This is a genomic window from Aquimarina pacifica, from assembly GCF_000520955.1.
In the GTDB taxonomy this organism is placed as follows: Bacteria; Bacteroidota; Bacteroidia; order Flavobacteriales; family Flavobacteriaceae; genus Aquimarina; species Aquimarina pacifica.
Genome location: NZ_JACC01000023.1, coordinates 26220 through 41880 on the forward strand (window position 1 = coordinate 26220; position 15661 = coordinate 41880).

The following is a 15661-nucleotide window of genomic DNA, read 5'->3' on the forward strand; positions in this document are numbered from 1 at the left end:
AAAAAACCTGCTTTAAATTTTAAAAAACACAGTAATTTGCTTACTTCTTTGGAAATGCTTTTTTATTAAAAATAATAAGTAAAAATACCCCTATACTGATTGCAGAATCAGCAACATTAAAAACGGGATCAAAGAAAGAAAAATGTTCACCTCCCCAAAAAGGAATCCATTCTGGCAGCGTATCATTATAAAAAGTAAACTGAATCATATCTACTACTTTGCCATAAAAAACAGTCTCATAACCACCACCTTCTGGCATAAAAGTAGCTACTTCTAATCCTGTACTACGACTAAATAAAATACCATAAAAAACAGAATCTATAATATTTCCTAATGCTCCTGCAAAAATAAGAGCTATACAAAATGTTAATACAGCTGGGCTCTTTTTACGAACAGAATCATATAACCAATATCCTATTCCCGAAATGGCAACAAGTCTAAATAAGGACAGGACCAATTTACCATAACTTCCTGGCAGCTCAAAACCCCAGGCCATTCCCTTATTTTCTACAAATATGATACGAAACCAATCAAATACTTTTACCTCTTCGTGAAGATTGAAATGAGTCTTGATATAAATTTTGGAAATCTGATCAATCAGCAATACCAAAATTATAACTAAAATAGATTTTTTTAAAGACATAGTTATGTTTATATAGCTCGGTGGCTATAATTGACGGACAAAAATAGTATTTTATTAATGAAACTCAAATTCAAAAAAAGAGCAAAGCAAATTGATAAAACGAACTACCCGAATTTGCATGCCTATTCATCTTTAAAAAATCTACATCAGACAATATCTTTTGATATTAGATTTTATCTGTTATAGTATTTTGTTCCTACAAAAGGTTATTTAGTACAATTAACTCTGCATATTTTTTGCCTCAATACTCAAGGTTGCATGTGGGACAAGTTTTAACCGATCAGGGTTTATTAATTTACCAGTCACACGGCATATACCATAGGTTTTATTTTCGATTCGTAGAAGAGCGTTTTTAAGATCTCTTACAAATTTTTCTTGTCTGATAGCGAGTTGTGTATTTGCTTCTTTAGACATAGTCTCACTCCCTTCTTCGAATGCTTTAAATGTTGGTGAGGTATCATCCGTACCATTATTACCATCATTCTTGTATGCACTTTGAAGTAATTCTAAATCTTTCTGAGCTTTCTCAACTTTGTTTAAGATAATCTCTCTGAACATTGCTAAATCATCATCGCTATACCTTACTTTTACATCATCTGCCATTATTCTTATTGTTTATTTATAACCAATTGAGTTGCAATGTCATCAAACGCAATTTCTGTACCGTTTATTACATCCATCGCAAATTCAATTGTTTCTGTTAAGGTTTCATTCTTAATATATGTCTCATTTGCCGAAACAGCTTCTCTAATACTTTTATTTTCCTGAATTACAATTTCTATTCTATCCGTAACTTCTAATCCACTATCTTTTCGGATATTCTGAATACGATTTACTAACTCTCTAGCAATCCCTTCTTTCTTTAATTCTGGACTTATAGTTACATCTAATGCAACCGTCAAACTACCAGAGTTAGCAACCAACCAACCTTCTATATCCTGAGAGCTAATTTCTACATCATCGGTTCCTAAAGTAATAATTTTATCATTAATTTCTATATCAAAACCACCAGTTTGTTCAAGAATTTTTATACTTTTTTGATCAAATGACTGTATTTTATTGGCTATCAGTTTCATATCTTTTCCGAAACGAGGGCCTAAATTTTTAAAATTTGGCTTGATTTGTTTCACTAATATACCAGATGCATCATCGATCAACTGTATTTCCTTTACATTTACCTCGCTCTTAATCAACTCTGCTATATCATTAATTTCTTCTTTTTCTGCCTGATTAAGTACTGGTATCATAATTCTCTGTAGTGGCTGACGTACTTTTATTTTTTCCTTCTGGCGCAATGAAAGCACTAATGAAGAAACTATCTGTGCCTTTTGCATTTTGTGCTCTAAAGGTTTGTCTACAAAAGCTTCATCATACTCTGGAAAAAGCGATAAGTGAATACTTTCAAAAGATTTTTTATTAGAATTTGAAACCAGATCTTTATACAATCGATCCATAAAAAATGGTGCTACCGGAGCTCCTAATTTTGCAACCGTGATCATACAGGTATATAAGGTCTGATAGGCCGAAATTTTATCCTGCTGATAATCTCCTTTCCAGAATCTTCTTCGACTTAGACGCACAAACCAGTTACTCAAGTTTTCTTGTACAAAATCCGATATTGCTCTAGTGGCTTTTGTTGGTTCATACTCATTATAATACTGATCTACATTCTTGATTAAGGTATGTAATTCACTTAATATCCAACGATCTATTTCGGGTCTTTCTGCTAATACAATATCATCTTCGGCATAGGTAAAATTATCTATGTTTGCATATAATGTAAAGAAAGAATAGGTATTATAAAGGGTTCCAAAAAACTTACGTCTTACCTCAGAAATTCCTTCTATATCGAACTTAAGATTATCCCAAGGATTGGCATTACTGATCATATACCACCGCGTTGCATCGGGGCCATATGTTTTTAGTGTTTCGAAAGGATCTGCAGCATTACCCAATCGTTTAGACATTTTCTGACCATTCTTATCTAAAACAAGTCCGTTAGACACTACATTTTTATACGCTACATCATCAAAAATCATGGTCGCAATAGCATGCAATGTATAGAACCAGCCTCTGGTCTGATCTACACCTTCTGCAATAAAATCTGCAGTCTTTTCTCCTGCTTCTACCTTTTCTTTATTCTCAAAAGGATAATGCCATTGTGCATAAGGCATAGATCCCGAATCAAACCAAACATCTATTAAATCACTCTCGCGTGTCATTGGTTTTCCTGATTCAGAAACCAAGGTAATTTTATCTACTACATTTTTATGAAGGTCAATCTTATCATAGTTTTCCTCACTCATATTGCCAACCACAAAGTCAGCAAATATATCTTCCTCGAGAACTCCTGCACTTACGGCCTTAGACATTTCAGTTTTTAGTTCTTCTACCGAACCTATGATCAATTCTTCTTTACCATCTTCTGTTCGCCATATTGGTAACGGAATTCCCCAAAAACGTGATCTAGACAAGTTCCAATCATTAGCATTTGCAAGCCAGTTCCCGAAACGTCCTTCGCCGGTTGATTTTGGCTTCCAGTTAATACCAAGGTTCAGTTCATGCATACGATCCTTAAAATCAGTCACTTTAATAAACCATGAATCCAAAGGATAATATAAAATAGGCTTATCAGTACGCCAACAGTTCGGATAACTGTGTACATACTTCTCAACCTTAAACGCTTTATTTTCGATTTTTAATTTAATCGCAATTTCTACATCTACTGATTTCTCTGGGGCCTCACCATCATTATAATACTCGTTCTTTACATATTTACCAGCAAACTCACCAACATGTGACGTAAACTTACCTTGCAAATCGACTAAGGGAACCAAGTTATCATTCTCATCCTTTACCAACATTGGCGGCACTTCTGGGGTGGCTTGTTTTGCTACCAAAGCATCGTCTGCTCCAAATGTTGGAGCGGTATGTACTATTCCTGTACCATCCTCAGTGGTTACAAAATCTCCAGAAATTACTCTAAAAGCATTCTCAGGATTATCAAATGGCTGTGTATAATCTATTAATTGTTCGTACCTAATATTAACCAGATCTAATCCCTTGCATTCTAAAAGGATTGTATAAGGAATTTTTTTATCTCCTTTCTGATATGCATGTACTTCTTCTACATTATCAACTGCTACAAACTTTCCTGCAAATTGTTTTCCTACTAAGTTTTTGGCAAGGATTACTTGTATTGGTTCAAAAGTATATTGATTGAATGTTTCTACTACGACATAATCAATTTTGGGTCCTACTGTCAATGCTGTATTCGACGGTAATGTCCAAGGAGTAGTTGTCCAAGCTAAAAAATATATGTCCTTTCCTATTTTAGATAAAAATTCAGGAAGACTCTCTTTTTTTGCTTTGAACTGTGCTACCACAGTTGTATCTGTAACATCTTGATAAGTACCCGGTTGATTAAGCTCATGAGAGCTCAATCCTGTACCTGCCTTAGGAGAATAGGGTTGTATTGTATATCCTTTGTATAATAATCCCTTTTTGTATATCTGAGCAAGTAACCACCAAACGCTTTCCATGTATTTGGATTTATAAGTAATATACGGATCTTCCATATCTACCCAATACCCAATTTTTTGAGTCAACTCATTCCAAATATCTGTATAACGCATTACTGCTTTTTTACAAGCTTCATTATACTCTTCTACACTAATTTTGGTTCCAATATCTTCTTTGGTAATCCCTAGTTCTTTCTCTACTCCTAACTCTACAGGCAAACCATGGGTATCCCAACCTGCTTTACGTTGTACCTGATATCCCTTTTGGGTTTTGTACCTACAAAAAATATCCTTAATCGCACGTGCCATTACGTGATGAATTCCCGGAAGTCCATTAGCAGAAGGAGGTCCTTCAAAAAACACAAATGGTTCTGCCCCATCTCGTTCATTTATACTTTTTTCGAATATAGAATTCTGCTGCCAGAAATCTAGTATTTCATCGGCTACTTTTGGTAAGTCAAGTCCTTTATATTCAGGAAACTTAGTGCTCATTTGATCGTTCTTTCTATTAGGTCTGCGAAAATAAGGATTTTCTACAAAAATGGCGAGAGAATTATATAGTATCTTCAAGACCTACTCCCTCTTTTTAGTAATTAACAAGTAATCTCTAAAAATTTGCACGGTACAATTAAAAACTTACTTTTATAAGTGCTAGACTACTTCTTATATGAAATTATAGAAATCAAAATAGTACTGTTCTGTATTTCGGTAATTATATACAACAATTAATGCAACTATTTAATTGTAAAAAAAGTAGTTTAAAAATCAATTATCATGAGCCAAACACTTCGTCTTGCACTAATTCAATCGCACCTAGCTTGGGAAAACCCGGTACAAAATCGTGCCGTTTTTACCCAAAAAATAAATTCAATACCAAAAAAAGTGGATCTTATTATTCTTCCTGAGATGTTTACTACTGGATTTACTATGAACGTTGGTCTGATGGCAGAAGAAATGGAGGAAAAAACAATGTCTTGGTTAAAAAAAATGTCACTACAAAAGGAGTGCGCAATTATAGGGAGTTTTATAGCTTCTCAAAACGGAAATTATTATAATCGCTTAATTTTTATGAAACCTGATGGTGATTATACTATTTATGACAAACGCAACTTATTCACTCTAGCCCAAGAAGAAAAAGTTTTCACACCTGGTAAGGACAGGGTCACAATTACTTACAAAAACTGGAAAATAAGACCTTTAATTTGTTATGACCTTAGATTTCCTGTTTGGTCAAGAAACACCTCAGCATATGATCTGTTAATATACATAGCAAGCTGGCCAAAGCTTAGAATAGCAGCATGGGATACATTATTAAAAGCTAGAGCGATAGAAAACATGTCTTATTGCGTGGGTCTTAACCGTGTCGGCTTAGACGGTAAAGGATACGAATATAATGGTCATTCTGGTATATATGATGTATTAGGAAACTCCCTTTTAGAAGAAAACCCAATTGAAAAAGAAACCATTATATACGCTACTTTAGACAAATCTCATGTACAAAACACACGTAAAAAATTATCTTTTTTAGATGATCGTGACCCGTTCGAATTTATTTAACCCTTTCATTCCTGACGCCCCCTACGAGGTCTTCCTCCTTTTTCACTTTCTTTACCCTGACCTTTTTGTAACATTTGTTTTCCTATAGGTATCGAATCTTTTTGACCCAAAATAAAGGTTTCCTTGAGATCCCAGTTTGCTCTTACAGATATTACTTTTGGATAATAGGAGATCTTTTCTGGCTGTAATCTTTTCAGGAAATTTCCTGTATCCCACTTTCCATTTTTGTTAGTATCAAAAATAACACGCAAATTATAATCTCCAGGATTAAGATGATCAAATATCAAAGACTGTTCAGTTGACATTATTTTTTCTAAAACTACTTCTCCTTGATTGTCAGTTAGCTGCACTAAAACTGGGTAGGTTTCGACATTCTGAAGCGTCAAGAAAATAGTCCCGTAGTCGGTTAGCTCCTTTGTTCTAAAATTAAATGTCAAGGTATCATTTACATTTCCAATAAAATCTTTAACAGCTTCTGGCAACATAGTAATGTTGTATACATTACTTTCTGTTTTTTCAAAATTAAATTGCACCCTGTTTTTAATACTGTCTAATGCTATTGCAAAAGGAACATCTAAGGTATCCTTATCTGTAAGAGATATCAATGATTTATTAATGCTGTCTAACGGGGTATTTCCCGAAAAACTAAACGTATCATTGAGTGGTAAAGTAGATTTAATCTCTGAAGTAATTGTTAGAGAATCTTTATACTGATCCTTAAATCGCGCGACAAGAGTATCTCTGTAATTTTTAGAATTAGTTATTTCAAAAATTAGAGAATCTGCCTCAAAAAACGGTTTGAACCAATAATGTAGTGTATCTTTTTCTTTATCCGGAAAAACCCTGGTAACATAGTCTTCTGGCACATCACTTAGTAGTTTAATAGCCATACTGTCTTTTTCTCCTTCATACGGAAACAAGAATTCATTCTTTGAAACTTGTTTGGGAAGAATAGCCTTAAAATCGAGTTGTTCCTTAAAAATACTGAAATCAAAAAATTTGGCAGTATCTTCAGGTAATGTTATGTATTCTTCATAAAACCCTATTTTATCTTGTTTAGGTTCATAAAGATAATTATTAGCCGCATCTTTTAAGGCAACAAGTTTATAAGTTCCTTCTTTTAGATTATACAAATTAAAACCTATACTATCTAAAGTATTTGTGATATATCTTGGCACCTTATTATAGACTATTGAGTCCGTGTATTCTTCATCAACCTCATACATTGCGACGGTAATATAAGAATCTGGTTTTTTCTTAATCGCATCACTGATTGTTCCTTTGATACTCAGAGAATCCAAAAAATCTCCTGTAGAGAAAACATATCTAAAAAAGGAATTTGGATTTCCTTCATTATTATCTACAATACTTTCTCCAAAATTTATGCTATACGTTGTATTTTCTAAGAGCGTATCAATAAACTTAATCTTGACATATTTACTTGCCGTTCCCAACGGTGTTATTTCGGGAGCTGGATCCATCGGAGGCGAAATAATAATCTGTTTCTGAGCATCTTTCAGTTTCACATATTCATCAAAATATAATCTAATCTCTTTTTTATCAAAATTTGTTGAAAAATTCGGAGGAGTTGCTTTCAAAAAAACAGGAGGTGTCTCGTCTTTGGGGCCACCTGTAATAGAACCTCTCTTAGCACAACCTATAACCAACAGTAGAAGTCCCAGAACCCTCCAGAGTATATTTAATTTTTTGCCCATCTTTTTGCAAGAATTTTTAAATCACAAAGAAACAATTATATTTAAAAACTAAAAATTTAATAAAACGCTATTTTTCTACTCCTATTATTACGCTCATTACACTTCGTATTCGATTATCTACTTTTACAAACAAACTATAACATACCTGATCAAAACCTTACCGTTATTCTGTAATTGCCATTGTAGCAACACTAATGCGAATCCCTTTTATTTTGACCAATTCCTGAACACATGCTTCTATAGTAGCTCCTGTGGTAACAATGTCATCAACTAACAAAATATGCTTATTTTCTAGTAAAGACTCGTTGATCACCTTAAATGTTTCAGCGGTATTTATCCACCTATTCATATGATCACGTTTGGATTGTTTTGAGGTATACGAACTTTTTTTTAATACCTTATTTATGTACTCGGCATCTAATTTCTTAGCGATTTCTATTCCAAATTTTTCTACTTGATTAAATCCTCTCTCACGTAAACGCTTAGTATGTAAAGGAACAGGTACAACAACATCAATATTTTGATATTCAGATAATTGACACAACTCTGAACCTAACCAAAGCCCTAATTCTTTAGCGATTTCTTCTCTTCCTCTATATTTAAGGTTGTGAATTAAATTTTGAACTAAACCATCCTTATGAAATACAAATAGTGCAGTTGCATTTTCAATTTTGACACGTCCGTAAAATACTTTTTCAATTTTTTTTGCGTTTACGTAATGAAAATTCCCCAAAGGAAGCTCATGTCGACATGATGTACATAGCAACCTTTCGTTACTGTACAAAGGGCTGTCACAGGCCGCACAGTATATAGGATAAAACAAATACGCTAAGTCTCTTAGCATTTTATTAGGGGAATTAGTATTAATTATTATATATTAGTTTTTTAAATAACCATTCAAAAATTCTAAATTAACTATGACAACTCAAAACAATAATTTGACACTGAAGATCCTAATTGGTGTTCTAGCTGCATTGTTGCTTATTTTAGGAATATTTACATATAAGTTTTACAACGAAGAGAAGCAAAATAAAGCAATTTTGCAACAAGAAAAAGATCTTATAGAAAGTGAGTTAGGTGAATTAATTACAAAATACGATAATGCTATTTCTCTAAACGAGGTGATGGACGATCATTTGCTTAAGGCAAAAGAGCGAATTGTAGTACTACTTGATAGTGTTAAAGACAATGACGCTAATCTTGCTTTAATCTCACGTTATAGAAGAGAAGTAGGAAAGCTGAAAAAAGAGCGTGAGAAATTATTTAAACTTGCGGATAGTTTAACAACTGCAAATACGCGTTTAGCTACAGATTTAGATAGTACATCCGTGGCATTAAACCAAAGAATTATTTTCTCAGATTCTCTGCAAACACAGAATAGTAAACTTGCTGAGATCGTAGAAAGAGGTTCTGCGCTTACTGCTTCTAATATTAAGGCAGAAGGTGTTCGTGTTCGTAATAGTGGTAAAATATCAGCTGCTCCAAAAGCAAACAAAGCAGAAAAAGTAAGAGTATGTTTTACACTTTCTCCTAACAAGTTAACAGAAAAAGGTGATAAAGAACTTTTTGTTCAGGTTATAAACCCTCAAAATAATCTGATCGGTGATAAAGTATCTGTAAATTTTGATGATGCTGTATTAACATATAGTGGTCGTAATAAAGTATATTATGAAAACGATGCATTAGATGTTTGTGTATTAGTAGATGCTGCACAAGGAGAACTTGTAAAAGGAAACTATGTAGTAAACCTTTTCTCGGGACCTAGAATGATTTCTAACACCCAGTTTGAGCTGAAGTAATTTTTTGAAAATAAATCTTAAAAAAAACTGCCATGTATACTATCAAGTATCGTGGCAGTTTTTTTATGTTTTTTAAAGAAATTAGATTTTTCGAAAAAACAAAATAGGTTTCGTTTTCAAATCATTTAAATTCAATTATTTTTGTGCAATGGCAAAACAAGAAGATACATTTAAAAAAGTGATTGCCCATGCAAAGGAGTATGGGTATATTTTTGGTTCTAGTGAGATATATGATGGACTTAGTGCTGTATATGATTACGGGCAGAATGGAGTAGAGCTAAAAAAAAATATTAGAGAATATTGGTGGAAAAGTATGGTGCATATGCATCAGAATATTGTAGGGCTTGATGCGGCAATATTTATGCACCCAACTACCTGGAAGGCTTCTGGACATGTAGATGCATTTAGCGATCCACTTATTGATAATAAAGATTCAAAGAAAAGATATAGGGCAGATGTTCTTTTAGAAGATTATGCCGAGAAATTGTATCAAAAAGCACAAAAAGAAATCGCTAAAGCAAAAAAACGCTTTGGTGATAATTTTGACGAGGCGCAGTTTATTACAACCAATCCAAGAGTTGTAAAATACTTGTCGCAAAAAGAAGAAGTCATCAAACGTATGTCAAAATCTTTAGAAGCTGATGATCTGGCAGATGTAAAAGCCTTAATCGAGGAGTTAGGAATAGCAGATCCAGATACGGGTTCTAAAAACTGGACCGATGTGCGACAATTTAATCTCATGTTTGGCACCAAATTAGGAGCGTCTGCAGAATCTGCAACAGATCTGTTTTTGAGACCAGAAACGGCACAAGGGATCTTTGTTAATTTCCTGAATGTTCAGAAAACAGGAAGGATGAAAATACCTTTTGGAATTGCACAAACCGGAAAAGCTTTTAGAAATGAAATCGTCGCAAGACAGTTTATTTTTAGAATGCGAGAGTTCGAACAGATGGAGATGCAATTCTTTGTGCGCCCGGGTGAGGAAATGAAGTGGTATGAGTATTGGAAAGAGACACGTCTTGACTGGCACCTTTCCTTAGGTTTAGGCAAAGAGAATTATCGTTTTCATGATCATGATAAATTAGCACATTATGCCAATGCAGCCGCAGATATCGAATTTAACTTTCCTTTTGGGTTCAAAGAATTAGAAGGAATCCATTCGAGAACCGATTTTGATCTTAAAGCACATGAAGAATACTCTGGTAAAAAATTACAATTTTTTGATCCAGAATTAAAAGAAAGCTATGTCCCTTATGTTGTAGAAACTTCTGTAGGATTAGATAGAATGTTTCTTGCCGTATTCTCTAAAGCACTACAAGAAGAAGTATTAGAAGATGGAAGTAGCAGAACAGTACTAAAATTACCTGCAGTTGTCGCTCCTATAAAAGCGGCTATACTCCCATTGGTCAAAAAAGATGGATTGCCAGAAATTGCACAAAAAATTGTGGATGACCTTAAATGGAAATTCAATGTTATTTATGATGAAAAAGATGCAATCGGTCGTCGTTACAGAAGACAAGATGCAAATGGAACTCCGTTCTGTATTACTGTAGATCATGATACAATCAACGACAAGCATGTTACAATCAGAGATCGCGATACAATGGAACAAAAACGTGTTCCTATTGAAGATCTTAAAACATTAATATCAGAAAAAACAGATGCCGAATATTGGTTAAAATAAAACCTAATATCGTCGATAATTTAAAATTAAAAAAAAAGCTGTCTTACTAAAAACAAGGCAGCTTTTTCTTTGAAAACAAATTACTGGATCACAAAAAACCAACATCTTCTGATCTCTATTACGTTAAATTTGGATGCTCATGCAGATATATCTTGAAGTTTAATCGTATTTTAGTCCCAGAAAAATACAACACTCAACTATAAAATATCGTCTATGCTATCGAAGAACACCATAGGTATTGCTTTTTTATTTTTAACCTTCTTAGGGTTCTCCCAAGAGAAAGAAGTTATGAATGCAAGTATGACGGGTACTTCGACCTATATGCGAAATATTGCTCCTTTAGCAGGAAAAAAGCTAATTCCTGCACAACCAAGAGAAGGAGAAATCAATCCTAGAAGAACAGGAGCCAATAAGGTAGTTCCGGGAAAAGGATATCCCAAAGGAGATGATCCCTTAATCATACAACAAAAAAGTGCCCAAAGCAAAAGAACAAGCAAAGCACCTTCTTTGATTTTTGAGACAGGTGCAAGTGTGGCAGCTCCTTCTGATCCTACAGGCGCTATTGGCCCTAATCATTATGTAAGTGCCAAAAATTACTCCTTCAGCATTCATGATAGAGCAGGAAATGAACTTGTCGGCCCTTCATCCTTAACAAATATTTTTCCGGGAGAAAGTCTGGGGGATCCAATTGTATTTTATGATAGTTTTGCGGACCGATTTGTGATCACACAGTTTTCTGATACCCCCAACGGATTTTTGGTTGCTGTTTGTCAAGGACCCGACCCAGTAAATGATGGGTGGTATACGTATCGATTTAGCACTGGTACTTTTCCTGATTATACAAAATTTTCGGTATGGTCCGATGGGTATTATATCACAGCGAACAAAGATCAAGGATCTCAAAAAACCAGTGAAGTAGTTTATGTTATTGAACGAGATAAAATGTTGGTTGGTGATGATGATATCAAAATGGTAGGATTGCCATTACCTGGGGCCGAATTAGGTTCTGGTTTTTATAGCCCTGCCTCTTTTCATGCTATAGGCAATACGCCTCCTCCTATTGGCGATGCTAGAATCATTTATTATCAAGATGATGGCTGGGCTGGTGTAGATCAGGATATGCTCAAACTTTGGGAAATTAATGTAAATTGGGTCTCTACAAGTGAGTCGACTATCTCAGAAGCAGAAGAAATACCCTTGACCGCCTTTGATTCTACATTCGATGGTGGATCTTTTACCAATATCCCACAACCAGGAAGTACTCAAGATATTGATGTATTACAGGGCGCTCTTATGTACGCAACTAATTACCGAAGATTTTGCGACTATAATTCGGTAGTCCTTAATTTTGCAGTAGATATTGAAGCAGGAGACACCGATGATGTTGCCGGCATACGATGGTGCGAAATCCGTCAGAATGGAGATGGCGAACCCTGGACATTATACCAAGAAGGAACTTACACCTCTCCCGATGGCAAAAGCGCCTGGTGCGGTAGTATGGTGATGGATATTTTTGGTAATATCGGGATGGGATATACAACCATGGGTACAACCGCTACGGGCGCCAACGCTGATAGTTTTGCGTCTATACGATATACAGGCCGACTGGCAAGTGACCCTTTGGGTACCATGACATTTGCAGAAGAAACCATTGCCACAGGAACAGATATACAGCGTAATGGAGGAGATCGTTATGGTGATTATGCACAAATTACTGTAGATCCGGTTGATGATCAAACCTTCTGGCACATTGCCGAATATTTTACCACTGACACTGAGAATGCAAGAAATGTTGTTGGAGTTTTTAAAATTGCAGAAGATGTAACTACCGATGTTGGGGTCATAAGTATCGATGCTCCTTTGGATAATATAACGTATACAGACACTGAAACTATTACAGTATCTATCAAAAATTTTGGTTCTACAGCACAATCAGATATCCCAGTTACTTATTCTGTTAATAATGGGACTGATGTTACTGAAATGTTTACTGGACCACTAGCTGCTGGCGAAACTGTTTCTTTTTCGTTTGCAACCACTGTAGATCTCTCTGGTCAAACAGACAATTCTATTTCGGCAGAAACAGGTCTCGTAGGAGATCTGACTCCGGATAATAATTGTAGTACCAGAAATTTAATCGATCTTCTTCCTGTTGATGTGGGAGTCGGAGAATTGATTAATCCTGCTCAGGATGGTGAATTTTCTGCTGTTCCTGAACCTGTTACGATTACTATTTATAACTACAGCGGAACAGAAGTGACCGATATTCCGGTATTTTATATTCTGAACAATGGAGACCGAATTGATGAAATATTTGAAGGAACTATTCCTTCTCAGGAAGAAGTAGAATACACATTTACTACCTTGGCAGATCTCACAGAAATAGGAACCTATGTATTTGAGCTAGGTACAGATTTAGATACCGATCAAAATAATGAAAACGATAGTATTACACGAACGATCACACGAGCAGACGCCGAGATCTGCAAACCCACTTCTGATTGTATACAGTATGGAGATGGCACCACTTATTTTGAGCTAGCGAATGTTATTAATTCTGAAATTACATGTAGTACAGGTTACGAAGATTTTTCTCAAGAATTCATCATTGCCTTAGACTTAGCTACGCCAACCTATACCGTTACGGTTCAATCTGGATATGCAGATGAAAATGGATCAGAACGTATCTCTATATGGATAGATTTTGATGATAGCAATACCTTTGAGACATCAGAACTCATATTAGACAATGAAATACTCGAAGAATTTGACGTCAATCAAGTGTTTACCTTTACATTAAGCAGTACGGCTACACTGGGAACTCATTTACTAAGAATTCGAGGAGGCGATGTTAACCAAAATTCAGGAGATTCGCTAAACGAGCCTTGTGGTTCTATGTCGTTTGGAACCACACATGATTATACCGTAGAAATTATAGATAATACTGTTACTACTGCAACCAATACAGACCTTGTTGTGGTTAGTGAACCCGATAATCAATTTACGATTATCAAAACTGATTCTGGGTCGGATACCGAAAAACGTATTTATATATTCAATGTTTTGGGACAAGTGATCGCTTCTAATCAAGTAAAAAAAGATGATAATAATACCTATATCTATACATTAGATATGTCGTATGCCGCAACGGGTGTATATTTTGCGCGACTTGGTAATGATAAAAAATCAGAAGCTACCCAATTTATTGTTCAATAGGAGAAACGCGTGCATCGAATTATTACTCGGTGCGTAGCATTACTTCTAGAACAGAAACAGGTCTACCGGCATCGCAGCGATTGGGTCTTCTAAGATTGGCATATTTTATCCAAACAAGTTCAGGTACAGCATCTGCTTTAAAAAAATCGGTAAGATTAATAGGATCCAGGCTGTCTACATAGGTATCAACCGTTAGAATATAAGGACATGCTTCAGATTTACTAGACGTAATTGTTCCTTTACTAAACCCCTTATCAATCATTTCTTTGGCAGTAATTTCTTGCGTCATTTTCTCGTTAGCATTTAGATGTGTTGTTGCATTTTCTTTATTGTCCATACCTTTTGCAGGCATACAACTATACATGCACCCTGCAAGAACTACTAAACATGTTATAAATACGGTTTTCATTTTAATTCGTTGATTAGGATTATGATCGTTTTGCGACTTGAATGTACCGAAAAATTGTAAGAAAAAAGGATAAATTTTATGGATTTGGTTCTTAACTTTAAATTTATCTGGTATAAATTCTATTTTTACTAAAAATTAAAACAATCATCTTATGAAAATAGTTTCCTATAATGTCAACGGAATTAGAGCTGCCCTCAACAAAGGATTTATTACCTGGTTACAACAAGCCGATCCTGATGTTATTTGCTTACAGGAAATAAAGGCCAATAAAGAACAACTTGATCTTTCTATTTTCGAAGAAGCGGGCTATGCATATAACTACTGGTTCAGTGCTCAGAAAAAAGGATATAGTGGCGTGGCTATTCTCTCAAAAACCGAACCTGATCATATCGAGTATGGTACCGGGATTGACTATATGGATTTCGAAGGTCGAAATATTAGAGCGGATTTTGGTGATATTTCTGTGATGAGTTTATATCTTCCCAGTGGCACTAATATGGATCGACTAGAGCACAAGTTAAAGTATATGGCAGATTTTCAGACCTATATCAATGAGTTAAAAAAAGAACGCCCCAATCTGGTAATACTCGGAGACTATAACATCTGTCATCAGGCAATTGACATCCATGATCCGGTACGCAACAAAAAAGTATCTGGGTTTTTACCTGTAGAACGCGAATGGATCGGCAATTTTATCGATAGTGGTTTTATAGATTCTTTTAGGCATTTTAATACAGAGCCACATCAATATTCGTGGTGGAGTTATAGAGCAAATGCAAGAGCCAATAATAAAGGATGGCGTTTGGATTATGGAATGGTGGCCCAACCATTACAAGATAAATTAAAAAGAGCCGTTATATTATCAGAAGCCAAACATAGTGATCACTGCCCAATTGTGGTAGAATTGGCGCTTTGACAATTTGAATGATTTAAGAGAAAATGCAGTAATCAAAAATTCTCTAAAAAAAGAATCGTGAAAAAGCAGCGATTTTCAAATCTTTTTCTGCCTATATAAGATTGTTTTGTGTTAAAAAATATTGAATTCTTGCAACGATTTTAGCACAATGAATCTGGTTTTTAGCGTAGCTAAAAACCACCTTAGAAAAAGCACCTTTTC

Annotated in this window: 11 protein-coding genes; 5 read left to right on the plus strand and 6 right to left on the minus strand. The window is 34.9% G+C overall.

Going from position 1 to position 15661, the window contains the following annotated elements; genetic code table 11:
* Positions 1–40 precede the first annotated feature (40 nt).
* From DZ60_RS0112810 to ileS, 3 genes are all read right to left on the minus strand, one after another.
* Positions 41–643: a lipoprotein signal peptidase gene (locus tag DZ60_RS0112810; RefSeq protein WP_025742467.1), complete on the minus strand. Its 603-nt coding sequence runs from the start codon at positions 641–643 to the stop codon at positions 41–43.
* 219 nt (positions 644–862) lie between these two features.
* Complete coding sequence (locus DZ60_RS0112815; protein WP_025742468.1) at positions 863–1246, minus strand: TraR/DksA family transcriptional regulator; 384 nt, start codon at positions 1244–1246, stop codon at positions 863–865.
* Positions 1247–1251: 5 nt separating this feature from the next.
* Positions 1252–4656, minus strand: coding sequence for an isoleucine--tRNA ligase (gene ileS / locus DZ60_RS0112820; RefSeq protein WP_025742469.1), 3405 nt, complete (start codon positions 4654–4656; stop codon positions 1252–1254).
* 282 nt (positions 4657–4938) lie between these two features.
* Between ileS and DZ60_RS0112825 the strand changes: the two genes are divergently transcribed.
* The gene (locus DZ60_RS0112825; RefSeq protein ID WP_025742470.1) at positions 4939–5721 is read left to right on the plus strand and encodes a nitrilase family protein; all 783 of its coding nucleotides are present in this window, start codon (positions 4939–4941) and stop codon (positions 5719–5721) included.
* Between the two features lie 5 nt (positions 5722–5726).
* Here the strand turns inward: DZ60_RS0112825 and DZ60_RS0112830 are convergent, their stop codons facing one another.
* Together DZ60_RS0112830 and DZ60_RS0112835 are read right to left on the minus strand one after the other, a co-directional pair.
* The gene (locus DZ60_RS0112830; protein ID WP_025742471.1) at positions 5727–7436 is read right to left on the minus strand and encodes an Ig-like domain-containing protein; all 1710 of its coding nucleotides are present in this window, start codon (positions 7434–7436) and stop codon (positions 5727–5729) included.
* A gap of 163 nt (positions 7437–7599) precedes the next feature.
* On the minus strand, positions 7600–8280 hold the full coding sequence (locus DZ60_RS0112835) for a ComF family protein (RefSeq protein ID WP_025742472.1): 681 nt from the start codon (positions 8278–8280) through the stop codon (positions 7600–7602).
* Positions 8281–8353: 73 nt separating this feature from the next.
* Between DZ60_RS0112835 and DZ60_RS0112840 the strand changes: the two genes are divergently transcribed.
* The 3 genes from DZ60_RS0112840 (at position 8354) to DZ60_RS0112850 (ending at position 14135) form a co-directional block, all read left to right on the plus strand.
* Complete coding sequence (locus DZ60_RS0112840; RefSeq protein WP_025742473.1) at positions 8354–9235, plus strand: hypothetical protein; 882 nt, start codon at positions 8354–8356, stop codon at positions 9233–9235.
* A gap of 148 nt (positions 9236–9383) precedes the next feature.
* The gene (locus DZ60_RS0112845; protein ID WP_025742474.1) at positions 9384–10919 is read left to right on the plus strand and encodes a glycine--tRNA ligase; all 1536 of its coding nucleotides are present in this window, start codon (positions 9384–9386) and stop codon (positions 10917–10919) included.
* A gap of 213 nt (positions 10920–11132) precedes the next feature.
* Positions 11133–14135, plus strand: coding sequence for a GEVED domain-containing protein (locus DZ60_RS0112850; RefSeq protein WP_025742475.1), 3003 nt, complete (start codon positions 11133–11135; stop codon positions 14133–14135).
* Positions 14136–14157: 22 nt separating this feature from the next.
* Here the strand turns inward: DZ60_RS0112850 and DZ60_RS0112855 are convergent, their stop codons facing one another.
* A complete protein-coding gene (locus tag DZ60_RS0112855; RefSeq protein ID WP_025742476.1) occupies positions 14158–14544 on the minus strand; it encodes a hypothetical protein in 387 nt (128 codons plus the stop codon).
* 151 nt (positions 14545–14695) lie between these two features.
* Here DZ60_RS0112855 and DZ60_RS0112860 point away from each other — a divergent pair, with 151 nt between their 5' ends.
* The gene (locus DZ60_RS0112860; RefSeq protein ID WP_025742477.1) at positions 14696–15460 is read left to right on the plus strand and encodes an exodeoxyribonuclease III; all 765 of its coding nucleotides are present in this window, start codon (positions 14696–14698) and stop codon (positions 15458–15460) included.
* Positions 15461–15661: the final 201 nt, after the last annotated feature.